Below are 21,830 nucleotides of genomic sequence, written 5' to 3'. Positions count from 1 at the left end.
CGGTGCTCACGTGACCGCGTCGAGGCGGGTGATCTGCTCGGCGACACTCCTTTCGATCACGGCGGCGAGGTCCTTCGCCTGCTCGGCGCTCCCCGACGTGCGTTCGCTCGCGCAGAGCATGCGGACCTGGACGAGATGGGCCCGCAGGCTCTCGGCGAGGAGGCGGTCGAAGTGCTCCCCGGACACGGTCCTCGCCCTGCGCACCGTGTCGAGGCTCACCATCCCGGGCATGGTGTGACCCTCGTGGGGGCGAGTGTCGGGCACGCCTGACAGACGCAACAGCTCGCGCAGGTCGACGAGTTCGTCACCGAGTCGCTTGCGCGCCTCCTTCGCCCGGGCGGCCAGGGCCGGCCGCCCGGCGCGTGCGGGCGCCAAGTCGGTGAGCAGCACGGCCCGTTCGTCCATGGGGATCATGAGCTGGATCCACGCGGTGTCGGTGTCGTTGAAGGCGGCCGGTGCGGGCCGGTCGGCCGCCGGCTGCGGGGTGCAGCCGGCGACCGCCAGGCCCAGGAGCAGGGCGGCCGCCGTCCGCCGGGTCAGAACGTTCCGGCGGAGTTGCACTTGGCGCTCTGCACGATGCAGTCCTTCACGCGCTGCCCGAGGGCCGCGGTGTCCCAGGCGTTGAAGAAGTCGCCGTGGATGGACGAGGCCATGCCCGACGCCAGGGAGAACCCGTCGGCGCTCCCGCTGGTCGGGTAGCTGATGACGAACGAGACCGAGGGGATCGCCACCGGGTAGGCGCCGCTGCACTTGCCGTCGTAGGTGAAGGCGACGTGCGACTTGTGGTCCGGGCTGTCGAGGTGCTTGCCGTCCCAGCAGTCCGGGAAGACCAGTTGGTACACCAGCTTGGCGGTCGGTGCGCACAGCGGCCAGTTGCCGTCGGCGCTGCGGCCCGTCTCGCCGCCCGGTCCCGCGCACCAGAACTGGTTGGGCGAGCCGGCCGGGGTCGCCACCTGCAGCTTGGCGTTGCCCGCGATCATGCGGAAGCCCTGCGGGAAGGGCACGGTCGCCGTGGGGTCGGGCAGCCGTGAGCCGTAGTAGACGATCATCCCGTCGGGTTCGACCGCCTTGCCGCGCTCGTAGAGCGTGGGGATCCAGTAGGCGGAGAGGTCCTTGGCGGGCGTGCAGCTCGTGGCCGTGGTGCCCAGCAGGCTCTGGGTCGTGGTGAAGGCGTCGGTGCTCTTGTTGCCGAAGAAGCTGTGCATGTGGGAGGCGCCCGGCAGACCGGGGAAGACGATCGGGTCGTCGGGCTTGGAGTGGCTGTAGGTGCAGGTGGCGTTGAACTCGGGGACGCGCACCGCGTTGGCGGGCACCGGCGCCGGGGTCATGGCGCGGAACTGGTTCAACTGGGCCTGCCACTTGGCCTGGTCGACGTCGACCCAGCCCGGCGCGGGCTCGTCGCCGCCGCTGACGAACGAGAACCAGTTGATGTTGACGAAGTCACCGGGCGTGGTGCTGCGCAGCACCGCGAACACGGTTTGTGGACCGGTCGGATGGGTGGTGACGTCGGCGCTGCGGGTGGCCCAGGTCTGCCAGCCTCCGGTGGGGCTGACCTGGATCACGGCGAGCAGCGGACCGGTCAGGGAACCGGTGCGCAGTTCGACGGACCCGGTGCCCGTGGCGGAGGCCAGGCGCGCCGACACCGTCAGACGGCCGGCCGCCCCGAGGTCGACCTGGTCGAACCGCATCCAGTCGCCGTCGGCGAGGTAGGCGGCGTTCTGCCCGCCGCCCAGGTCGGCGGTCGTCTCCAGGGTGACGCCGGACTGTGCCGCGTAGGACTCGGCCTGGACCGTGACCGTGGCGGCCCGCGCGGCCGGTGCGCCGAGGGTGATGCCGAGGGCGGCGGCCAGGGCGATCGCCAGGGCACCGACCAGGACGGGATAGAGGTGTAAGGAGTATCTGCGCATGTCACTTCCTGATCTGAGGGGCGGGGCGTGGTGCGGCTGCGGTCCGGCCCGGAACGGAGGTGTCCGGGCCGGACCTGACAAGGGGGGCCGGTGCCGGCCGCGCTACTGGTACACGCGCACGTAGTCGACGAGCATCCGGGACGGGAACGGCGTCGACGCGTCGGTCGGGCCGGGCCAGTCGCCGCCGACGGCGAGGTTGAGGATCATGTAGTGGGGGTGGTCGAAGATCCAGGGGCCCCGGGTGCGCTCCACCTGGTCCTTGTCCAGGGTGAACACGGGGCTCCCGTCGAGGCTGAAGACGATGCCCTTGCTGTTCCAGTCGGCGGCCCAGGTGTGGAAGTCGTCCGAGAAGTCGGCGCCGGAGGGCAGCCGGTAGGGCGAGCCGATCCCGTTGCCGCCGTTGTAGGCGGGGGCGTGCACGGTCGAGTAGGACGTCTTCACGTCCTTGCCGAGGACCTCCATGATGTCGACCTCGCCGTTGTACGGCCACGGACGGCCGGTGAGGAAGTCGGCGCCCATCATCCAGAACGCGGGCCACAGCCCGTTGCCCTTGGGCACCTTGATGCGCGCCTCGACCCGCCCGTACGTGAACTGGAACGTCGCGCCGGTGTTCATGCGGGCCGAGGTGTACTGGCAGGTGGTGCTGCCGGTCAGCGGGTCGGGCGGGCAGGCCCGGCCGGGGCTGGCCTCCTTGCGGGCCTCCATGACGAGGTGGCCGCCGCCGTCGAGCGCGGCGTTGCGGTGGTCGGTGTAGTACTGCAGCTCGCCGTTCTGCCCGGTGCCGGGGTCGGCCCGCCACTTCGCCGGGTCGGGCGTGCTCCCGGCGGCGCCGTCGAACTCGTCGCTCCACACCAGCCGCGGCGGCTGCGCCGGGTCCGGGGGCAGCGGCGGCGCCGGGACCGGGGCGCCGCCCGTGCCGTACACCTGGAACTCCCACAGGGAGTAGCCGTAGGGGGTGGCGCGTTCGGTGCCGTACATCCGCACGTAGCGTCCCGTGCCGGAGACGGCCAGGGTCTGCTTGAAGCCGGTGCCGGACGTGGTCGAGTAGACGGGCGTCCAGTCGGTGCCGTTGGGCGAGACCTGGATCTGGAAGGACTTGGCGTAGGCCGGGTCCCACTCCAGGACCACCTTGGAGATCTGCGCGGTCGCGCCGAGATCGACGGAGATCCAGCCGGGGTCGGTCCAGCCGGTCGTGGAGCTGGTCGCCCAGCGGGAGGCGGGGTCGCGGTCGAAGGCCCGGGCGGGCGTGCACTCCCAGCAGTTCTGGTCGCTCTGCGAGGACGAGGCCGCGCCCGTCTTCCCGTACGACAGCAGCGTGTCGCCGCCACCGCCGCCCGGGTCGCCGCCGGTGCCGCCGGTCCCGAAGACCTGGAACTCCCAGAGGGAGAAGCCGTATCCGGTGCCGCGCTGGGTGCCGTACATGCGGACGTAGCGGCCGGTGGCCGACACGGTCAGGTTCTGGGTGCCGCCGGTGCCGTCCGTCGTCTCGTGGACGGTCGACCAGGTCTGGGCGTCGTCCGACACCTGGATGCGGAACGCCTTGCCGTAGGCCGCCTCCCACTGGAGGGAGACGCGGCTGATGCGGGCCGGGGCTCCGAGGTCGACCCTGATCCACTGCGGGTCGGAGAAGGCGCTGGACCAGCGCGTCGCCGGGTTGCCGTCGACGGCTCCGGGCGCGCCGAACGGTTCCTCGGTGCTCGACGCGACGACGGGACGGCCCTGCGACAACAGGGTCTCGGCGGCGTGGGCGCGGGGCGCGGGCAGGCTGACGAGGGTGAGCAGGACGGCCGCGACGACGGCGGGTAAGCCGATGCGGCGGAGCAGGGGATGCACGGGCGACTCCTCAGTGGGGGAAGGGTGAGGGAGCGCTCCCTGAGGGGTGAGAATGGGCCGGTGCCGAGGGACTGTCAAGGCTTTGAGCAACAGGCTCGTAACACCCCTGACGCACACGGCTGGTTCCGGGGAACGGTTCCTGAGATCCATTCCGGCGGTGTGCACGGCACCCGCCGACGGGCCCCGGGAACCGCTCAGTTGGCGGAGAGCGGCCCCAGCGGTCAGCGAGAAAAGGCCCGTTGACAGCCGGATCGGGCCGAGGTCATCCTGAGGGGAAAACGCTCCCTGGAACTCGAGGGCCGGGCACCGGCGATCGGAAGGCGATGAAACGACCCACGCTCGCGGTGGTCGCCGCCCGGGCCGGCGTGTCCAAGTCGAGCGTCTCCCGGGTCATCAACGGGGAGACCACCGTCGCGCCGGAGATCCGGGACGTCGTCATGCAGGCGGTGCAGGAGCTCGGGTACGTGCCGAACGCCGCCGCCCGCAACCTGGTCACCCGCCGCACGGACGCCGTGGCCGTGGTGGTCTCCGACCCGCCCAAGGGCGTGGTGTCCGACGACCCGCTGTTCTCGACCGTGGTGCGCACCGTCAGCCGCGAGCTGGAGGCCGTCGGCAGACGCGTGGTGCTGATCCTCGCCGAGTCCGACGAGAGCCGGGCCCGGGTGGAGCGCTACGTGGCGGGCGGCCACGTGGACGGCGTGATGCTCGTGGCCCTGCACGGCGCCGATCCCCTGCCGGTCGCGCTCGCCCGCATGGGCCTGCCCGTCGCGTCCTTCAACCGCACCGCCGCGACGGACGTGCCGTACGTGGCGCTGGACAACGCGGGCGGCGCGGAGCTGGCCGTACGGCACCTGCTCGACCGGGGCAGGCGCCGGATCGCCACCATCACCGGGCCGCTGGACCTCTACGAGTCCCGCGAACGACTGGAGGGGTACCGGGCGGCCCTGCGGGGCACCGGGCGCCGTTCGATCGTCGCGCTGGGCGACTTCACCCGGGTGTCGGGCGCGGAGGCCATGCGGCAGCTCCTCGAGGACGACCCGGACCTCGACGCGGTGTTCGCGGCCAACGACCTCATGGCCATCGGGGCGTTGCGGGCCCTGCACCAGGCGGGCCGACGGGTCCCGGACGACGTGGCCGTGGTCGGGTTTGACGACATAGAGGCCGCCGCCTACACCACGCCCGCACTCACCTCGGTGCGCAGTTCCATGGCCGACCAGGCGACCGCGACGGTGCGGCTGCTGCTGGCGCTCATCGAGGGCGGCCCGAGGAAGCCCGTGATCATGCCGAACGAACTTGTGGTCCGCGAGTCGAGCTGAAGGGACGGCCGGAGCCGCCCCGTTGCCCTCGCGGACGCGGCCCGGCGCCGTGCTGCGATGAGCACGGCGCCGGGCCGGAACGTGACGCCGCCCGCCTCAGCGCGTGGCGGTCGGTTCCAGGGCCGCCGGGCGCCCGGCGGAGGCTTCGGTCACGCCGGCCTCCGCCTCGTCGGAGGACGCGTCGGGCTCCGCCGACTCCCTTGCGGTGAGGCCCTGTCGGGCGGGTATCACCAGCGCGGCGAAGGCGCCGAGGACGACGAGCAGCGCACCGGCCACGACGGCGGGCCGCAGGCCGTCCACGAAGCTCTGGGCGCTCTCGTAGCCGCCCTGGGCGGAGAAGATCGACGACATGATCGCGATGCCGAGCGCGCCGCCGACCTCGCGGAGCGCGTTGTTGGCACCGGAGGCGATGCCCTGTTCGTGCGGGAGCACGCTGGACATCACCAGGTTGGCGGCCGGTGCGAAGTACAGGGCCATGCCGATGCCGCTGAGGACGAGGCCGGGGAGCTGGGAGGCGTAGGAGGCGTCGGCGGTGGCCACGGCGGCGAGCCAGGCGAGACCCGCGGCCTGGAGGAACAGGCCCGCGGCGACGACCGGACGGCCGCCGATCCGGTCGGAAAGGATGCCAGCGACGGGGGCGACCAGCATCGGCATGCCGGTCCACGGCAGCATCCGCAGGCCCGCCTCGGTGGGCGAGTAGCCGAGCACGCCCTGCATGTACTGGCTGAGCAGGAAGATCGAGCCGAACATGCCGACGAACATCAGCAGGCTGGCCGCGTTGATGCCGGAGAAGGCACGGGAGCGGAACAGCCGCATCGGCAGCATCGGCGCTGCCGCACGGGAGCTGTACAGGACGAACCCGGCGATCAGCACGGCGCCCGTGAACAGCGAGGTCAGCACGAGGGGGTCGGTCCAGCCGTCGGCGGGCCCGCGGACCAGGCCGTACACGATGCCGAAGAGTCCGCCGCTGGCGAGCAGGGTGCCGGGGACGTCGAGCCGGGCCCCGGCGCCGTGCGACTCGGCGAGCCGCAGCCGGGCGAGCGGCAGCAGGGCGAGGCCGATGGGCACGTTGATCCAGAAGATCCAGTGGTACGAGACGTGTTCGGTGAGGCTGCCGCCGATGAGGGGGCCCGCGGCGACGGCCAGCCCGTTGACCGCGCCCCAGATGCCGAACATCATGCCGCGCTTGGCGGCGGGCACGGCCGCGGTGAGCAGGGTCAGGGTGAGCGGCATGAGCACGGCGGCCCCGACGCCCTGCACCGCGCGGGCGGCGATCAGCGCGCCAATGCTCGGCGCCATCGCGGCGGCCGCGGAGGCGCCGGTGAAGACGGTGAGCCCCACGAGGAAGAGGCGGCGGCGTCCGAAGCGGTCGCCGAGGGCCGCGCCGAACATCAGCAGGACGGCGAAGGTCAGCGTGTAGGCGCTGACGGTCCACTCCAGGTCGTCCAGGGCGCCGCCCAGGTCCTCGCGGATCGAGGGCAGCGCGGTGGTGACGACGAGGTTGTCGAGGGCCGCCATGAAGCCGGCGACGCTGGTGATGACGAGGGCCCACCACATGGACCGTGCGGACGGGGCGCTGTCCGGTTCGTTCTTCGACATCTCTCCCCCAGGGGGTGGTCGGTGGCTGGGTCGGCAGCCGAGAGGGTGGCTGGTCGACGCAGTTAGTTATTGATGACTAACTTCTCAAGGCAGAAAAAAGCGACGGTCCGGACGGAACGACGCTTGCGGGGGGACCCGCTCGACGTCACTCCCTCGGGCGGGCCTTGCCGGCGTCCGCCGGGAAACATCCCGCCCAGACCCGGTGATCCGGCGGAAATCCCATGGCCACCAGGCAGTTGATCAGCATGCCCGAGGCCATGAAGGCGGTCGTGTCGTCGTCCCCGCCGAGGGGCGCGCGGACGGTGTCCCACAGCCGCATCCAGTCACGGCGCACGGACTCGCCGAACTCGTGGTCGCCCTCCTGCTCGGCGGCCGCGACGGCGACGTACATCTGCATCTGCATCATCAGCGCGTCCGGCCGCTCCGCGATGAGGCGCTTGTACGCGTCGGCCATGGCCTGCAGGGCCTCTCCCCCGCTCAGCCCCTCGGACGCCTCCTCGAAGATGCGGGTGGTGTCGTGCAGACACCGCTCGACCACGGCGAGGAAGATGCCCTTCTTGCCGGGGAAGAGCCGGAAGAGGTACGGCTGCGAGACGCCGACACGCTTGGCGATCGCCTCCGTGGACGTGCCGTGGTAGCCACCGCGGGCGAACTCGGCGGTGGCCGCACGGATGACGCTCTCGCGCCGCTCCTCCGCACTCATCCTGGCCATGCGACGAAGTTAGTACTCAATTACTAACTTCGTCAACCGCGGAGGACCGCGGGTTCCGTACCCTGGTCGCATGCGGATGCGCCCCACCCTGGCCTGGACCCCGCCCGAGGACCTGCCGCCGGGCACCACCGACTGGGAACCGGTCGCCGAGGCGCTGAGCGCCGGGGGTGTGCTGGTGCTCAGCGGCGCGGGCCTGTCCACGGAGTCCGGCATCCCCGACTACCGGGGCGAGGGCGGCAGCCTGAGCCGGCACACCCCGATGACCTACCAGGAGTTCACGGCGAGCGCCCGGGCCCGGCGCCGGTACTGGGCGCGCAGCCACCTCGGCTGGCGCACCTTCGGCCGGGCCCGCCCCAACGCCGGGCACCGGGCCGTGGCCGCGTTCGGGCGGCACGGGCTGCTGACCGGGGTGATCACCCAGAACGTCGACGGCCTGCACCAGGCCGCCGGCAGCCAGGACGTCGTGGAGCTGCACGGCAGCCTGGACCGCGTCGTCTGCCTGTCCTGCGGCGCGCACAGTCCCCGCCGGGAACTCGCCCTGCGCCTGGAGGAGGCCAACGAGGGCTTCGCCCCGGTGGCCGCGGGCATCAACCCCGACGGCGACGCCGACCTCACCGACGAGCAGGTCGGCGACTTCCGTGTGGTGCCGTGCGCGGCGTGCGGCGGCGTCCTCAAGCCGGACGTGGTCTTCTTCGGCGAGGCGGTGCCGCCGGGCCGGGTGGAGCACTGCCGCACCCTGGTCCGCCGAGCGACGTCGCTCCTCGTCCTCGGCTCCTCGCTGACGGTGATGTCCGGCCTCCGCTTCGTCCGCCAGGCGGCCCAGGAGGACAAGCCGGTGTGGATCGTCAACCTGGCACCCACCCGGGGTGACACCCACGCGGTGGCCCGGGTGGCGCTGCCGCTGGGGGCGACGCTGACGGCGATGGCGGAGCGGGTGGGAGTCGGGGGGCTAGGGAAGCTCGGAGGGCCGGAGACGGCTGCGGGTGCGGGGGCGGGCGGACGGGGCGGGGCGGTCGGGGGTTCGTAGGGGTCATCCGCCGTCGTGCCGCCCGCGCGGCCGGGAGACACCGTGCGTTCGAACTCACGGCTACTCCGCTTCCGGAGCAGATACGTTGTTCCGGTTCGCTGGCATTTCCGGCGCGGGAACGGCCTCAGGCCTTCGGCGGGCCATCCAGGAGTGTCACGCCGTACTGAGCCAGCAGGTCGGTATGGTCCGTGTCGTGACGCGCGTCGGCGGAGCCGATCGACCGGAAGTAGCCCTCGATGGCCCCGGGGTTGTTGATCTGCAACACCTCGGCCGTCGAAGTGATCGGCTGGAAGGTGTGGGGAACCAGGCGAGGGCCGAAGACGTAGGCGCCCGGCCCGGCGTCATGGACGTCACATTCGTCAAGTGAGGCCGATCCGACCCAGAACCGGACGCGGCCGGAGAGGATCACCCAGCTTTCGTCCTCCCGGCTGTGGCTGTGCAGGGGCGGCGCGTCCGACGGGCGCATGGTCAGCCGCAGGACGGTGGACACTCCTCGCGTCTCGGAGGTCGACACGACCTGCTCCTGGACGGTGTCGTAATAGCGGTAGAGGGTGCCTTCGCCAGGGTTGCGCACGAGCGGGAAGCTCATGTCAGTGCTCCTCTGATGTGGGTCGAGCACGAGGGATTGCCAGGTCGCCGGGGCCACTACCCGACGGGCCCATTTGGTTGACGCTTCAATTATCGCCCGTGGCAAGGGGAGGGCGCCAGGGACGGAACCCCATTCGGCTGGATTTCTGCGCCCTCGCGCCGCGCACGGCTGGCCGTGCCGGAGTCGGCGGCTGTCACTCCGGTCCACGACTCCCCCGTGCTCACGGCTGTCCCCAGATCGGCAAGCGGCCGCTCAGCATGCGATGTGGCTCGGTGGGACGACGTAGTCGGTGGAGGCGCCCCATGCAGGCATGCGGATCGGGCTACGACTTCGACAAGTACGTCGGCTGCTGTGGAAGCGGGGCATCAAAGCCGTTGATCGCTCGACGTGGCGTCGCCCACGGTTCAGGACTGGGCAAGGCGCGTTGGGTCGTCGAGCGTGCCTGCGCCAGGCTGCACCGGTTCAAGCGGCTCCACATCCGCTACGAGCGACGCGCCGATCTCCATCAGGGGACTGCTCTCCCCGGCGCCTGCAGGACCGTGGGACACCATCTAGCCTGCAGTCCTGGCCAGGCGAAACAGGACCCGGGCGTACACGAGGGTCGCCGCCGTGATGATCGTCGGGATGACCGCCAGCGCGAGTATGCCCACCAGCGTGCGACTGCCTTCGGTGGAGGCAAAGAGTCCCGGGTCGTCGTCCAGCAGGAAGCGGTAGCCGAACCACGCCCACAGCGCCAGGGACAACAGCATCCACCCGACCGCCCACTTCTCGATCCGGTGCCCGTCCTGGCGCAGCTGCTCCGCCCCTGCCGTCATCGTTTCCCCCTGGGCTGTACCGCTGATCAGTGCTCAGTTCGCCACAGCGTAGGCGCTGAAGGGCGGGCGGCCTTCCGCACTCCGCCATGCGATGACCCAGCCCCGACAGCAGACGCACTCCGTGCACGAGGCGGCCCCGGCCACGGCTGGCGCCGTTGTCAGTGGCGGCCGCTAGCCTGCGCGCATGATCGAGACGACCGGTGACGACCGCCGCTTCCCGCCCGCCCTGGCCGCCGTCGCACAGGTGGAGTTCGACTACGACGACGGCGAGGGCGTGGACTTCGAGCCCTACGACGCCTTCGACTCCGCCGAGGAGACCACCGACTGGATCCGCAACTGGACCGGTAACCACGAACTGGATGGCGACGCCTACCGGGTCTTCGGACAGGACGGCACCGGTGGCCTCGTCGCCCTGTGGCGTGTGCGCCCGGGCCGGCCTCTCGCCGACCAGCCCGTTGTGTTCCTGGGCTCGGAGGGCGAGCGTGGCGTCGTGGCCGGGAACCTGTCCGACTTCCTGTGGCTGCTGGCCGACGGCCTCGGCCCGATGGAGGTCGTCGAGTACGAGCAGCGCGAAGCGCGACCGACCCCCGCACTGGCCGAGCTCGCCGAGCGCCACGCCACCACGGCGCGCCGACCCGCCCGGGACATCATCACCGAGGCACAGGCCGAGTTCCCGTCCTTCTCGGAGGACCTGGACAGGCTGTGCCGCTGACGCGGTCCGCTCTCGCGCTCAGCGCCTGAGCCCGAACTGACCCGCCAGGGTGGCGGAACGCCGAACTACCTATATGCAGTCGGTGCTGGGGCTGGTGATGCCACTGTCAGCCGCAACTCCTGCGCTGGCGTCGCCTGCGCAGGAAGTCCCGAAAACTGGACGACTGTACCCAGCCAGCCAGAATGACCAGACCCACTGCGACCACTACAAGAAGGACCTTGGCCGCACTTCCCATTCCCTACCTCCAGCACTGCGGCGATCCCCGCGCGGGTGCGGTTGCACGGGGAGCGCGTCAGATCAAAGAACCTGCAGACGGGCCATGATGGGATCTCTTACATCTTGGGCGTCCCCGACCCAGCTCAAAGCGCCTCCTGTTCCTCATCGACGTAGTCGCCCACGGCGCCCACGGCAACGCTTTCAGCGCGTCCGGCTCCGAAGTACTGGCCGCTGCCCCCGGTCCTCATGCCCACCAGCGTGCCCGAGGGTTCACGGGCGAAACGGTCGCCCTCCCGGACGCGCTCTGGCCCGTGAGGCCGACGGTGGCGTTGGTGAACGTGGTCGCGTCGCGGGTCGGGCGCTGGGTGTTGTCGACGCCGACGTACGTGTGACTGGTGGTCCCGCCGGACCGGGCTTAAGACGTCGTTTCTTATGGCTGCGGCGCGGAGTGGGCAGTTTCAGGGAAGCCCAGTTCGTCCAGCAGCGCGTCGAACAGCTCCTCCACGAAGGTCTCCTGTGCGCGCAGCAGTTCCTCGATCCGAGACTGCTGTGCCGTGACCTGGACACCAGCTGCTGAAGCCCAGATGCGAGCGCCTTCGGCGTCGGTCGGCACCTCTGCATCGAGCTCTGAACGCTTATGTCCGATGGCTTCTTCGAACTCCGGAGTGGCTATCCATAGGCTCAGGTCGTCCACGTCTTCGGGTTCCTCGACGAGGAGAGCTGCGGCGTTGTCCAGGTTGAGCCATGCCTGCCAGCGGTGCCCGCCGGTGTCCAGACCGGTCAGAAGGGCGACGCTGCTGTCGGAGACATCGGCGACGCAGGCCGGGGCACCGGTCCATTCGACCAAGGCGAACAGGTACCCGTCCTCCCAGACGCCTTGCTCCAACTGCAGAGTCTGCCAGCCGCCCAGTCGCGGCTGGCACTCATGCACGTCGTCCCTCAGCCCTGGACCCGTGCTGCCGAAGATGGGTGCTTCCAGCAGTGGGCGCTTGCTGCGCGCAAAGACCAGATGACCGGAAAAGCCCATGGAACCTCCTCGTCGAATACCAGCGCACCCTACGAGCTGCCACTGACACCACCGGCGCTGGCCGGCTGTTGCTCTCGACCGACTGGCTCACCGGATCAGTCGGCGGTAGCCGATGAGGGCTGCGGCTATGCCGACGAAGGCGAGGAAGTGCTCGGCCTTGCGCTCGTAGCGTCGGTGGAGGCGTCGGCAGCCGGCCAGCCAGGACACGGTTCTCTCGACTACCCAGCGGTGGCGGCCCAGTCGCTGCGAGGACTCGACACCCTTACGGGCGATGCGGTGGCGGATGCCCCGCGAATGGAGCCAGCGGCGCAGGTGGTCGTAGTCGTATCCCTTGTCTGCGTGCAGTTTCGCCGGCCGCCGGCGGCGCGGGCCGCGGCGGGAACGGATGGGCGGGATGCCGCGCACGAGCGGTTGCAGGCCCTGGCTGTCGGGCATGTTCGCGCCGGAGATGCCCAGCGACAGCGGCAGCCCGTTCCTGTCGGTGACCAGGTGGATCTTCGATCCCAGCTTGCCGCGATCGGTCGGATTCGGTCCCGTCAATGGCCCCCTTTTGCCGCCCTGACGCTGACCGAGTCGATCGCGCACCGCGACCAGTCCAGCTCGCCTCGCGCTCCGAGCTCGTCGAAAATCACCCGGTAGAGCCGAGCCCAGACCCGGTCCCGGCTCCACTGGGCGAACCGGCGGTAGACCGTGGGCCAGGGGGGGCCGAACACCGGGGGCAGCTGCCGCCAGGTGCAGCCTGACGTCGCCACGAAGATGATCGCGGCAAGGACCTCGCGGTCACCTGCCCGACGCCGTCCCCCACCCTGCGGACGCTTCACCTCAGTCGGCGGCACCACCCGCCTGAACAGCACCCACAACTCGTCCGGCACCAGCCGCTCAACGAGATCCGTCATGCACGGCTCAACGGACGATCACGTCATAAGAAACGACGTCTAAGCGGTGAGCTGGGTGAATGACCAGACGGGCCGGCTCCGTGCGACCTTGGCGACCACTGGGCGGCCATAGGCACCTTCGGAGGCCACCCGCCCGCGCGTCCTACATGTCTGGTGAGTGGAGTTACCTCTTACGCGCCTTGCTCACCAGGAACGCTGTCCCGACGATCACCACCAGGGCGATGGCGATGATCCAGAAGGGCGGAGTGCCCTCCCCGGCCCCCTTGGCGAGGAACTGGCCGTATGACATGCGGTCCTCCTGTCGGTCGCGGCTTTCTCTCCCACTGGACCAGTTCCCCAGCGCCGTATCCGACGCCTGAGCAGGGGGCGGCGACGGCTACCCCTCCCCTACCCGCGGTGGGCGCACTCGCTGCGGCAGCGAGGTCCGACGGGTGGGGGGCCTCCGCTCGGCCCGGAGCTCCGGCAGTCAGCTCCCCGGCGTCCGCACCGGCGAGTTCTCGACTCCCTGCGGCGCGCTGTCCGCAATCTTGTGCAGCAGCCCCAGCAGTGCCTCCCGCTCAGCCGGCGTCAGCGCTTCGAAGCACTCCGCGAGCACCGCGTCCGCGACCGCGTGACCGGCCTCGAGGCGCCGTTCCCCTTCGGGGGTGAGGTGGTGTTCGATGCGGCGACCGTGTCCGGGGCGGCGGTCCACGAGCCCTTGGGCCACCAGTCGTCCGGCGAGCGTGCCGAAGGCCTGTTCGCTCTGGAACGTGGCTGCGGCCAGCTCCCGCGCACTGGCACCCGGCGCCCGGCTGATCGCGCGCAACGCGTCCCACTGCGCGAGCGTGCTGCCGACGGACGCGAGGCGGCTGTCCAGCGCCCGGTGCTGGCGGTACTGGACAGCCTTCACGGCCCGTCCGAGGATCTGCAGTTCAACGGCCATGGGGTCAGGCTAACACCTATACTAAGCTTGCTTAATTAAATAAGTTTAGTTACTGTCGACGGCATGACTCACCTGACGCTCACCTCCTACGGCCCCGCCGCCGGCCGCCCCGTCCTGGTCCTGCACGGCGGGGGCGGCCCCGCCACGGTCACCCCCATCGCGGAGCACCTCGCGGCCACCGCGCCCGTACTGCTCCCCACCCACCCGGGCTGGAACGGCACACCCCGGCCCGACCACTTCCTCCGCGTCGCCGACCTGGCGACCGCCTACCTCGACCTCCTGCGCGAGCGAGACCTGTCCGACGTCCTGGTCATCGGCTCCTCGCTCGGCGGATGGATCGCCGCCGAGATGTCGGCCGCGGACACCGAGAGCCGCATCAGCGGGACGGTCCTGGTCGACGCCGTCGGCATCGAGGTCGACGACGCACCGGTCCAGGACTTCTTCGCCCTGGACGCGCGAGGGGTGGCCGAGCACGCCTACCACGACCCGGAGCGCTTCTACCGGGACCCGGCGACCGTGCCGGCCGAACAACGCACCGTCATCCAGGGCAACATGGCGAGCCTGCGCCTCTACTCCGGCGGCCCCGCCATGAGCGACCCCACACTCCGGGCCCGCCTCGCGGCCGTGACCGTCCCCACCCTCGTCCTGTGGGGAGAGAGCGACCGCATCGTGACGCCGGCCTACGGCAGGGCGTACGCCGCCTCGTTCCCGCAGGCCCGGTTCGAAGTCGTCGCCGAGGCAGGCCACTTGCCGCACCTCGAACAGCCGGAGCACACCTTCGCACTCCTCGACGCGTTCGCCGCACGGTCAGCCCTGCTCCGCCCCTGACCCGCCGGGCGCGGCCCGGCCCGCCCTCTTCACACCCAGCACACCCTCGCGTCCGCCGATGTGGCGCCCGTCACCCCCAGCTCCCCAAACGAAACGTTGCCGTTTCGCTAGAACTGTTCTAGCCTCGATGTGTACGAAACGGTTTCGTTTACGGTCCACGTGAGCTTCCCGGAGTGGTTTCCCATGCCCCAGAAGACTGTCGGCGACAGCACCCGTACGGGGGCCCTCGCAACGGCTCCCGCCGAGGCGCCGAGCCACCGGTGGTGGATCCTCGCGGTCATCGCCGTCGCCCAACTGATGGTGGTCCTCGACGCCACCATCGTGAACATCGCCCTGCCGTCCGCCCAGGCCGACCTCGGCTTCTCCGACGGCAACCGGCAGTGGATCGTGACCGCCTACGCGCTGGCGTTCGCCTCGCTGCTGCTCCTCGGCGGACGCATCGCCGACCTGTTCGGCCGCAAGCCCGCCTTCCTCGTCGGCATCGTCGGCTTCGCCGCGGCCTCCGCGCTCGGCGGTGCCGCGAACGGCTTCACCATGCTGGTCGTCGCCCGCGCGCTCCAGGGCGCCTTCGGTGCGCTGCTGGCGCCGGCCGCGCTGTCGCTGCTCAACACCACCTTCACCGACGCCCGGGAGCGGGCCCGCGCGTTCAGCGTGTACGGCGCCATCGCCGGCGCCGGCGGCGCGGTCGGCCTGCTGCTCGGCGGCGTGCTGACCGACGCGTTGGACTGGCGCTGGACCCTGTACGTCAACGTGGTCATCGCCGTGGTCGCCTTCGTCGGCGGCTGGGTGCTGCTGGGCAGCCACCGGGACGCGGCGGACGCCAAACTGGACGTGCCGGGCACGGTCCTGGTCGCCGCGGGTCTGTTCTCCGTGGTGTACGGCTTCTCCAACGCCGAGACCCACGACTGGGGCTCGCCGCTGACCTGGGGCTTCCTGATCGCGGGCGGCCTGCTGCTGGCGGCCTTCTCCTGGTGGCAGACCCGGGCCGCGCACCCGCTGCTGCCGCTGCGCATCCTGCTCGACCGCGACCGCGGCGCCTCGTTCATCGCGGTGCTCCTGACCGGCGCCGGCATGTTCGGCGTGTTCCTCTTCCTGACCTACTACCTCCAGCTCAACCTCGGCTTCAGCCCGACGAGGACCGGTGTCGCCTTCCTGCCCATGGTCGGTGCGCTGATGGTGGCCGCCCAGGTCGGCACCACCGTCCTGATGCCCCGGATCGGCCCGAAGGCGGTCATCCCGCTGGGCTTCGCGATCGCCACGGCCGGCATGGCCTGGCTGACCGGCATCGACCTCGGCTCCTCCTACCCGAGCGCGGTGCTGCTCCAGGTGATCGTGATCGGTGTGGGCCTCGGCCTGGTCATGCCGCCCGCCATGCAGCTGGCCACCGGCGGGGTCGCGGCCGAGGACGCGGGCGTCGCCTCCGCCACCGTCAACGCCATGCAGCAGGTGGGCGGCTCGATCGGCACGGCCCTGCTGAACACGCTCGCCGCGAGCGCCGCCACCGACTACCTGGCGGGCCACAACCCGGCGAGCAGGCAGGTGCAGGCGCAGGCGACGATCGAGAGCTACACGACCGCCTTCTGGTGGTCCGCGGTCCTCTTCGGCGCGGGCACGGTCATCGCCTTCCTGCTCTACCGGCGCGGGGTGCCCCAGCAGAACGCGGACGCGGCACCGGTCGTCCACATGTGAGCCACCGTCGCCGGGCGTTCCGCTCGTCGCGACGCGACCGTCCCCGAGGGGCCGCCGTCACCACGACGGCGGCCCCTCGCAGGCCCGGGGCAGCGTCGGCGGGTGATCCCGAAACGGATCATGACGACCCATCCGCTCGGGCCGGCGCGACGAGCGGGGTACCACCCCGCCCGCCATCGGCCGTCGTGCGACCGTCAGCGCACGGACGTCTCCTCCGCCGTCCACGTCACCCCCCGTTCCCTGTCCCGTGTCCGCCCCACGAGGCCGAGGAGGAAGCCCGCCGGGATCGTGAGGAGGCCGGGCGTCTGGAGGGGGAACCAGTGGAAGTCGTGCTCCGGGAACAGGGAGATCGGGGTGCCCGAGACCGCCGGTGAGGCCGCCATCAGCACGACGATGAGCGGGAGCGTGCCGCGTACCGTCCAGCGGGCGCCGGTGGCGTCGAAGCCGGGCAGGAAGAGCGCGTACAGCAGGATCGGCGCGAGGACCGACGCGGCGACCGCGAGGGACGTCGAGATCAGGGTCAGCCGGCCGCGGTCCTCGAGCAGCACCGCCAGCAGGACCGCGGTCGCGCCGACGAGGAGGACGCCCGCACGGGCCCGGCGGATCTCGGCGGCCCGCGACCGCACGGAGGCCGTGTCGCCGGACGGCCGGGCGCAGTCGCGCACCAGGCTCGACGCGGCCGCCAGGGTGATGCCGGCGACGGCCGCGAGGGTCGTGGCGAACACGGCGCAGGCGACGAGCGAGAACAGCATGCTGTGCCGCGGCCCCCCGGTTCCGGGATCGAGCGCGCTCGTCACCATCAGCAGCGCCGTCGACCCGGAGGGATCGGCCGCCCGTACCGCCTCCCGGCCGACCAGCGCACCGGCCCCCAGGCCGGCCACCACGACGGCGAGGCACACCAGCGCGATCGGGCCCACCGCCCACCCCGCCGCCCTGCGGGCCGTGCGCGCGTCCCGCAGCGGATGGAGCCGCATGGTCAGGTGGGGCAGACAGGCCGCGCCGAGCAGCAGGGTGACGCAGAAGCTGAGCAGGTCGAGCGTCCCGACGGCGGAGTGCCCGAAGTGCAGCCCGGGCAGGGCGTAGTCGCCGCCCGCGCCCGAGCGGTCCCGCGCCGCGTCGAAGAGCGCGGTGGGCGACCACCCGTGCCGGGCCAGGACCAGCCCCGCGACGAGCAACAGCGCGGCCAGGACCACCCCGACCTTGAGGATCTGCACGTACCCGGTTCCGCGCATCCCGCCCAGCGCGGCGTAACAGACCATCAGCAGCCCGCTGGCGACGGTGCACCCGGTGCGCGCGCCCTCAGGCAGCCCCAGCATCGCCACCATGATGTGTCCCGCCGTCGACAACTGGACCAGCAGCAGCGGTGCCAGCACGGCGAGGGTGGCGACGGCCAGCGCCCGCCCCGCGCGCAGGTCGCCGAGCCGGCGGCCGACGAAGTCCCCGAGCGTGAACACGCCTTCGCCGCGCAGGCGTTCGCCGACGACGCGCATCACCAGGTACAGCGAGCCGACCGTGGCGCAGGCGAACAGGATGCCGTCCGTGCCGTCCAGCGCGACCGCGCCCGTGGTGCTGAGCAGCGTCGCCGCCGACACGTAGTCGCCGCAGACGGCGAGGCCGGCGGCGACCGGCCCGAAGGCCGCGCTGCCGCCCGCGTAGAAGTGCTCCGGGTCGTCCAGGTCAGCCGCGGCCAACCCGCACAGCAGCAGGGAGACGGTGACGAAGGCGAGGAAGACCATCAGGGCCAGCGACTGGCCGTCACCGGAACTCACGGCCGTCTCCTCGTGCCGCCCGCCGCCGGGCCCCGCCCTGCCGCGGCGCCGGTCGGGGGCGCGTCGGAGGACGCCGTGGGGCGCCGGACCGCGGGACGCGCGGGGACGAGCGGGCGTACCGATGCGGAAGTGGCGGGAGACATGCCGATCATGGCATCAGCGGCCGGTCGTGCCGTCCAGCGGCCCGCGCGGGCGGGATGCGGGCGCACAACGGGGACGTACGGGGCCTTGTGCGGGCGCACAAGCGCGCCGAGCGGTCGGCCCGGCACGCCCTCCCGGTGATCGGGTTCCCGGCGATCGGGGCACGTCCCGGGGTGCGGTCCGCCCCGTACGGGGAAACCCTTGTTCCTATGAGCAAGGACGCACTGATCGTCATCGACATGATCACCACGTACGACCACGAGGACGCCGACCTCCTCCTCCCGTCGGCCCGGCAGGTGGTCCCGGTGGTGGCCGACCTGCTGCAGCGGGCCCGGTCCCAGGACATCCCGGTGATCTACGTCAACGACAACTTCGGCGAGTGGCGCTCCCACCACGGCGAACTCCTGGACAAGGCCCTCTCGGGACCGCACGCGGACCTCGTGGACCCGCTGCGGCCCGACGACGCGTCGCTGTTCGTCGTCAAGGCCCGCCACTCGATCTTCTTCGAGACCCCGCTGACCTACCTGCTCCAGCAGCAGGGCTTCGAGCGGCTGGTGCTGTGCGGGCAGGTGACCGAGCAGTGCGTGCTCTACTCCTGCCTGGACGCCCACATCCGCCACTTCGACGTGACGATCCCCCGCGACGCCACCGCCCACATCCACGAGGACCTCGCGGACGCGGCCCTGCGGATGATGGAACGCAACATGGGCGCGCACGTGTGCGACAGCGACGAGCTGTGGCGGTGACCGTGACCGTGTCGAACGACCGGTGATCCGTCCGATCGCGTCGGCCTCGGCGACCCCGGTGGCGATCACGGCGATCACGGCGAATACCGTGATCACAGGGGTGCAACGACGCCGCAAACGAGTGATCACCCGCGCTCGTCGCGGCGCCGCTCCCGCCTACCCTGCCGCGTAGGGCGGGGCGCGGGAGAGCGTCCACGCGAGCGGGGGCGGGGGCACTGGTGCGGTCGACGAAGTCATGTGGGGGGATCCTCCGGCGCCTCGCCTGCGGCATCGCGGTGGGCGTGACACTGACGGCCCTCTCGGGGTGCACGGTGCCCGTGGACGCCGTCGCCGGGATCTCCGTGAGCGCCGACGGCCACCTGCTCGGCGTGATGCTGGTCTGCGGGCACCACATCGACGGGGCGACGCTCTACGTCGACGACCCCGACCCCGACCCCGACCACCTGGTGAAGGCGGGCGAGTGGATCGCCTCCCGTCCCCTCACCGAAGGTCTGACCACCTGGACCCTGGACGCCCCGTCCGCCGGCTGGACGACGACGACCCCCCTCACACCCCTGGCCGCCCGAACGACCTACGTCCTGTACGGAGGGACGAAGGACAACTCCTGGTCCTCCACGAGTACCGGCTTCACCCTCGCCGACCGGGCCGTACTCCGCCCGGGGACGGTGCGCTACGAGCGCGTCACGGAGGACGGCGACGAGAGGGCGGTCACGGTCTCCGTGTCGGCCTTCGAGGCCGAGGGTTGCGACGGGTTCTAGGACTCCCCCCACACCCGTCGGAAGGACGGAACAGCGCGCACGTACCCGGCCCTTGATCGGGTACCCGCCCCGGCATGGGATCTCTGAGCTCACCCGTGCTGTTGTTGCTGTTCATCGGCAGTGCCGGCGTCATCTGGTACGCGGGCGTCAAGTTGTCCGACACCACCGACGTGCTGGCCGAGCGGCTTCATCTGGGCAGCGCGCTCGGCGGGTTGATCATGCTGGCCATCGCCACCAATCTGCCCGAACTCGCGATCACGGTCAGCGCCGCGCTGGCCGACCAGCTCGACGTCGCCGTCGGCAACATCCTCGGCGGCATCGCCGTCCAGACCGTCGTGCTGGCCGTCCTGGACGCCGCCGGCGTGCGGCCGCGGGCGCCGTTGACGCGGCTGGCCGCCAGTCTCCAACTCGTCCTGGAGGGCGCACTGGTCGTGGTCGTGCTGGCCGTGGTCGTCATGGGCACCCAGCTCTCCCCCGACCTGCACGCCGCCCGCCTGGCACCCGCCTCCGTGGCGATCGCGGTGCTGTGGGTGATCGGGCTGCTCCTGCTCGACCGGGCCGGGCGCGGGCTGCCGTGGCGCGAGGGCGGGGACGCGCCCGACAGCCAGCCGGAGCCGCGCGGGCACTCCCGCGGCAAGAAGGAGAAGGCCGCCACCGACAAGGGGGTCGGCACCGGCCGCGCCGCGCTCGTGTTCGGGGGCGCCGCCCTGGCCACCCTCGTCGCCGGTGTCGTGATCGAGCGCAGCGGTGAGGAGTTCTTCGCCCGGCAGGGGCTCAGCGGGGTGCTGTTCGGCGCGACCGTGCTGGCCGTGGCCACCGCCCTGCCCGAGATCAGCACCGGCCTGACCTCGACCCGCCTCGGCGACTACCAGCTCGCCGTGAGCGACATCTTCGGCGGCAACGCCTTTTTGCCCGTGCTGTTCCTGGTGGCCGCGCTGATCTCGGGCAAGCCCGTCCTGCCCGCGGCCCACGACACCGACATCTACCTCACGGCCCTCGGCATCATCCTCACCGTCGTCTACATGACCGGTCTCATCTTCCGGCCCCGGCGCCAGTACGCCCGCATGGGCGTCGACAGCATCACCGCCGTCGTGATCTATGTCATCGGCATCGCCGGGCTCGCGACCATCGCCACCTGAGCCCGGTCGGCGGACGGGTCACGGGCGAGGGGTGCGGCGGCGCGCCGCAGTGGTGCTCACGTGCCCGCCGTCGCCCGGGTGAAGAGGCAGAACGGGTGCCCCGCCGGGTCGTACAGGACCCGTACGTCGTCCTGGGGCTGGGAGTCCGCCGGGCGGGCCCCCAGGGCGAGGGCCCGTTCCACGGCGGACGGCAGGTCGGTGACCTCAATGTCCAGGTGCATCATCATCTGCTGGGCCGAGTGCTCGGAGGGCCACCGGGGGCGGGCGTACAGCGGCTCCGTCTGGAACGACAGGCCCGCCCCGCCACCGGGCGGGGCGATCTCGACCCACCCGGGCTCCTCCTTGCGCACGGGCCAGCCGAGCAGGTCCCGGTAGAAGCGCGCCAGGGCGTGGGCGTCCGGGGCGTCGAGGGTTGTCGCGGCCAGCGTGCAGTGCGGCCTCACCGCCGTTTCCGCACGATCACCGCCACGATGCCGGCCACCACCGCGCCCGCCACCCCGGCGAGCGCCTTCCGCACCGCGGAGCCGGGGGCGCTCAGGCCGAAGAGGTCGCGCACCCGGTCGTAGAAGCTGAGCGGGACGCCCAGGACGGCGTTGCCGGGCGGGCGCCGCGGGACCACCGGGTGGGGATGGGTGGGGGCGCTCCGGCGGACCGTCTCCCAGGCCGCGCCGAGCCGGCGGAGCCGGTCGGGGGGCAGGGCCTGCTGCAGCCGGGGCAGCAGGAGGTCCTCCTCGTCGCGGATGTCCTGCCGGATGAGGGCGAAGGCCTGCCGCACCTTGTCCTCCCGTTCCGGGGAACCTGGGTCGAGGCGTTCGATGTCGGCGACGAGGTCGTTGATCTGCTGGTGCTCCTCCTCGACCCGGGAGGTCAGCTCCTCCCCGTCCTCGACCAGGCGCCGGACGGCCGGCCACAGGACGGTCTCCTCCGCGAAGGCGTGGCTGAAGACGAGCTGGACGGTCTGCTGGAGGACCCGTTCGCGTTCCTCGCCGTCCGGGAGGGCGCCGTAGCGCTCCATCAGCCGGTCCAGTTCGGCGTGGTCGCGCCGCTGCCGCGCGAGGACGCTGCCGGGGCCGCCCAACTGGTCGAGTGTCTGGTCCTCGATGGTCCTGGGCATGGACCGCTCCTTCCCGCGGGCCGCGGACGACGCCGCGGTTCGACGTACCGGGGCGTCCCCGGGTACCCCGGCGGC

At 71.6% G+C, this 21,830-nt stretch carries 22 protein-coding genes and 1 pseudogene; 9 read left to right on the top strand and 14 right to left on the bottom strand.

Translation table 11 applies throughout. From position 1 onward, the window contains the following. Positions 1–6 precede the first annotated feature (6 nt). The 3 genes from E4U92_RS19080 to E4U92_RS19070 form a co-directional block, all read right to left on the bottom strand. Positions 7–561 (bottom strand): DUF305 domain-containing protein, encoded by a 555-nt coding sequence (locus E4U92_RS19080; protein ID WP_229862966.1) that lies wholly within the window; start codon positions 559–561, stop codon positions 7–9. Continuing rightward, positions 537–1,907, bottom strand: coding sequence for a DUF1996 domain-containing protein (locus E4U92_RS19075; RefSeq protein ID WP_137301641.1), 1,371 nt, complete (start codon positions 1,905–1,907; stop codon positions 537–539). The genes E4U92_RS19080 and E4U92_RS19075 overlap by 25 nt, the downstream gene beginning before the upstream one ends. A 102-nt stretch (positions 1,908–2,009) precedes the next feature. After that, positions 2,010–3,740: a discoidin domain-containing protein gene (locus tag E4U92_RS19070; protein ID WP_137301640.1), complete on the bottom strand. Its 1,731-nt coding sequence runs from the start codon at positions 3,738–3,740 to the stop codon at positions 2,010–2,012. 323 nt (positions 3,741–4,063) lie between these two features. Between E4U92_RS19070 and E4U92_RS19065 the strand changes: the two genes are divergently transcribed. Next, positions 4,064–5,056: a LacI family DNA-binding transcriptional regulator gene (locus tag E4U92_RS19065; RefSeq protein ID WP_137301639.1), complete on the top strand. Its 993-nt coding sequence runs from the start codon at positions 4,064–4,066 to the stop codon at positions 5,054–5,056. A 96-nt stretch (positions 5,057–5,152) separates the two neighbouring features. Here the strand turns inward: E4U92_RS19065 and E4U92_RS19060 are convergent, their stop codons facing one another. Together E4U92_RS19060 and E4U92_RS19055 are read right to left on the bottom strand one after the other, a co-directional pair. Further along, positions 5,153–6,655, bottom strand: a complete 1,503-nt coding sequence (locus E4U92_RS19060) for a DHA2 family efflux MFS transporter permease subunit (protein WP_137301638.1) — start codon at positions 6,653–6,655, stop codon at positions 5,153–5,155. 145 nt (positions 6,656–6,800) lie between these two features. Next, complete coding sequence (locus E4U92_RS19055; RefSeq protein WP_174863936.1) at positions 6,801–7,367, bottom strand: TetR/AcrR family transcriptional regulator; 567 nt, start codon at positions 7,365–7,367, stop codon at positions 6,801–6,803. Between the two features lie 70 nt (positions 7,368–7,437). Between E4U92_RS19055 and E4U92_RS19050 the strand changes: the two genes are divergently transcribed. Further along, complete coding sequence (locus E4U92_RS19050) at positions 7,438–8,394, top strand: NAD-dependent protein deacetylase (protein WP_137301637.1); 957 nt, start codon at positions 7,438–7,440, stop codon at positions 8,392–8,394. A gap of 124 nt (positions 8,395–8,518) precedes the next feature. On the opposite strand, the gene E4U92_RS19045 is transcribed toward E4U92_RS19050, so the two are convergent. Continuing rightward, complete coding sequence (locus E4U92_RS19045) at positions 8,519–8,983, bottom strand: cupin domain-containing protein (RefSeq protein WP_137301636.1); 465 nt, start codon at positions 8,981–8,983, stop codon at positions 8,519–8,521. A 275-nt stretch (positions 8,984–9,258) separates the two neighbouring features. Between E4U92_RS19045 and E4U92_RS37255 the strand changes: the two are divergent. Further along, positions 9,259–9,495: pseudogene (locus E4U92_RS37255) on the top strand (IS5/IS1182 family transposase); the annotation flags it as partial. A gap of 39 nt (positions 9,496–9,534) precedes the next feature. Here the strand turns inward: E4U92_RS37255 and E4U92_RS35955 are convergent. Then, entirely contained in the window at positions 9,535–9,798 is a 264-nt protein-coding gene (locus E4U92_RS35955; RefSeq protein WP_168375090.1) for a hypothetical protein, read from the bottom strand. A gap of 184 nt (positions 9,799–9,982) precedes the next feature. Between E4U92_RS35955 and E4U92_RS19035 the strand changes: the two genes are divergently transcribed. Then, positions 9,983–10,510 carry an SMI1/KNR4 family protein gene (locus tag E4U92_RS19035; RefSeq protein WP_137301635.1) on the top strand — a complete coding sequence of 176 codons (528 nt, stop codon included), beginning with the start codon at positions 9,983–9,985 and terminating at the stop codon, positions 10,508–10,510. Between the two features lie 646 nt (positions 10,511–11,156). Here E4U92_RS19035 and E4U92_RS19030 read toward each other — a convergent pair. The 4 genes from E4U92_RS19030 to E4U92_RS19020 all read right to left on the bottom strand — a co-directional run bounded on the left by E4U92_RS19030 (position 11,157) and on the right by E4U92_RS19020 (position 13,571). Further along, positions 11,157–11,753: a hypothetical protein gene (locus E4U92_RS19030; RefSeq protein WP_137301634.1), complete on the bottom strand. Its 597-nt coding sequence runs from the start codon at positions 11,751–11,753 to the stop codon at positions 11,157–11,159. Between the two features lie 87 nt (positions 11,754–11,840). Next, positions 11,841–12,649 (bottom strand): IS5 family transposase gene (locus E4U92_RS19025; RefSeq protein ID WP_137301633.1). Its coding sequence is split into 2 segments (ribosomal slippage): positions 11,841–12,299 and positions 12,302–12,649, totalling 807 coding nucleotides; the frame shifts between segments, so codons are not numbered across the junction. A 163-nt stretch (positions 12,650–12,812) separates the two neighbouring features. Next, on the bottom strand, positions 12,813–12,938 hold the full coding sequence (locus E4U92_RS37050; protein WP_268253534.1) for a hypothetical protein: 126 nt from the start codon (positions 12,936–12,938) through the stop codon (positions 12,813–12,815). A gap of 177 nt (positions 12,939–13,115) precedes the next feature. Beyond that, entirely contained in the window at positions 13,116–13,571 is a 456-nt protein-coding gene (locus E4U92_RS19020) for a MarR family winged helix-turn-helix transcriptional regulator (RefSeq protein WP_137301632.1), read from the bottom strand. A 63-nt stretch (positions 13,572–13,634) separates the two neighbouring features. On the opposite strand from E4U92_RS19020, the gene E4U92_RS19015 reads away from it, so the two are divergent. Further along, entirely contained in the window at positions 13,635–14,399 is a 765-nt protein-coding gene (locus tag E4U92_RS19015; RefSeq protein ID WP_137301631.1) for an alpha/beta fold hydrolase, read from the top strand. 183 nt (positions 14,400–14,582) lie between these two features. Continuing rightward, on the top strand, positions 14,583–16,088 hold the full coding sequence (locus E4U92_RS19010; protein ID WP_137301630.1) for an MFS transporter: 1,506 nt from the start codon (positions 14,583–14,585) through the stop codon (positions 16,086–16,088). Between the two features lie 194 nt (positions 16,089–16,282). On the opposite strand, the gene E4U92_RS19005 is transcribed toward E4U92_RS19010, so the two are convergent. After that, positions 16,283–17,857 carry a sodium:solute symporter family transporter gene (locus E4U92_RS19005; protein ID WP_229862964.1) on the bottom strand — a complete coding sequence of 525 codons (1,575 nt, stop codon included), beginning with the start codon at positions 17,855–17,857 and terminating at the stop codon, positions 16,283–16,285. Between the two features lie 350 nt (positions 17,858–18,207). Between E4U92_RS19005 and E4U92_RS19000 the strand changes: the two genes are divergently transcribed. From E4U92_RS19000 to E4U92_RS18990, 3 genes are all read left to right on the top strand, one after another. Beyond that, positions 18,208–18,744, top strand: a complete 537-nt coding sequence (locus tag E4U92_RS19000; protein WP_137301629.1) for a cysteine hydrolase family protein — start codon at positions 18,208–18,210, stop codon at positions 18,742–18,744. 281 nt (positions 18,745–19,025) lie between these two features. Continuing rightward, complete coding sequence (locus E4U92_RS18995; RefSeq protein ID WP_229862962.1) at positions 19,026–19,502, top strand: hypothetical protein; 477 nt, start codon at positions 19,026–19,028, stop codon at positions 19,500–19,502. Between the two features lie 74 nt (positions 19,503–19,576). After that, positions 19,577–20,641 carry a sodium:calcium antiporter gene (locus tag E4U92_RS18990; RefSeq protein WP_137301628.1) on the top strand — a complete coding sequence of 355 codons (1,065 nt, stop codon included), beginning with the start codon at positions 19,577–19,579 and terminating at the stop codon, positions 20,639–20,641. A gap of 56 nt (positions 20,642–20,697) precedes the next feature. Here E4U92_RS18990 and E4U92_RS18985 read toward each other — a convergent pair whose 3' ends face one another. After that, complete coding sequence (locus tag E4U92_RS18985; protein WP_229862960.1) at positions 20,698–21,084, bottom strand: VOC family protein; 387 nt, start codon at positions 21,082–21,084, stop codon at positions 20,698–20,700. Beyond that, on the bottom strand, positions 21,081–21,755 hold the full coding sequence (locus E4U92_RS18980) for a hemerythrin domain-containing protein (RefSeq protein ID WP_137301627.1): 675 nt from the start codon (positions 21,753–21,755) through the stop codon (positions 21,081–21,083). The genes E4U92_RS18985 and E4U92_RS18980 overlap by 4 nt, the downstream gene beginning before the upstream one ends. Positions 21,756–21,830 lie beyond the last annotated feature (75 nt).

It is taken from the genome of Streptomyces galbus, from assembly GCF_005280195.1.
Classification (GTDB): Bacteria; Actinomycetota; Actinomycetes; order Streptomycetales; family Streptomycetaceae; genus Streptomyces; species Streptomyces galbus.
Note: the sequence above shows the minus strand (reverse complement) of the source record. Positions and strands in the feature narration are given on the sequence as shown.

Bases quoted from the DNA above. Each gene is read 5' to 3' on its own strand.
- E4U92_RS19075 (WP_137301641.1), bottom strand. From the start codon at position 1,907: ATGCGCAGATACTCCTTACACCTCTATCCCGTCCTGGTCGGTGCCCTG.
- E4U92_RS19065 (WP_137301639.1), top strand. From the start codon at position 4,064: ATGAAACGACCCACGCTCGCGGTGGTCGCCGCCCGGGCCGGCGTGTCC.
- E4U92_RS19060 (WP_137301638.1), bottom strand. From the start codon at position 6,655: ATGTCGAAGAACGAACCGGACAGCGCCCCGTCCGCACGGTCCATGTGG.
- E4U92_RS19055 (WP_174863936.1), bottom strand. From the start codon at position 7,367: ATGGCCAGGATGAGTGCGGAGGAGCGGCGCGAGAGCGTCATCCGTGCG.
- E4U92_RS19050 (WP_137301637.1), top strand. From the start codon at position 7,438: ATGCGGATGCGCCCCACCCTGGCCTGGACCCCGCCCGAGGACCTGCCG.
- E4U92_RS19045 (WP_137301636.1), bottom strand. From the start codon at position 8,983: ATGAGCTTCCCGCTCGTGCGCAACCCTGGCGAAGGCACCCTCTACCGC.
- E4U92_RS35955 (WP_168375090.1), bottom strand. From the start codon at position 9,798: ATGACGGCAGGGGCGGAGCAGCTGCGCCAGGACGGGCACCGGATCGAG.
- E4U92_RS19035 (WP_137301635.1), top strand. From the start codon at position 9,983: ATGATCGAGACGACCGGTGACGACCGCCGCTTCCCGCCCGCCCTGGCC.
- E4U92_RS19030 (WP_137301634.1), bottom strand. From the start codon at position 11,753: ATGGGCTTTTCCGGTCATCTGGTCTTTGCGCGCAGCAAGCGCCCACTG.
- E4U92_RS37050 (WP_268253534.1), bottom strand. From the start codon at position 12,938: ATGTCATACGGCCAGTTCCTCGCCAAGGGGGCCGGGGAGGGCACTCCG.
- E4U92_RS19020 (WP_137301632.1), bottom strand. From the start codon at position 13,571: ATGGCCGTTGAACTGCAGATCCTCGGACGGGCCGTGAAGGCTGTCCAG.
- E4U92_RS19015 (WP_137301631.1), top strand. From the start codon at position 13,635: ATGACTCACCTGACGCTCACCTCCTACGGCCCCGCCGCCGGCCGCCCC.
- E4U92_RS19010 (WP_137301630.1), top strand. From the start codon at position 14,583: ATGCCCCAGAAGACTGTCGGCGACAGCACCCGTACGGGGGCCCTCGCA.
- E4U92_RS19000 (WP_137301629.1), top strand. From the start codon at position 18,208: ATGAGCAAGGACGCACTGATCGTCATCGACATGATCACCACGTACGAC.
- E4U92_RS18990 (WP_137301628.1), top strand. From the start codon at position 19,577: ATGGGATCTCTGAGCTCACCCGTGCTGTTGTTGCTGTTCATCGGCAGT.
- E4U92_RS18980 (WP_137301627.1), bottom strand. From the start codon at position 21,755: ATGCCCAGGACCATCGAGGACCAGACACTCGACCAGTTGGGCGGCCCC.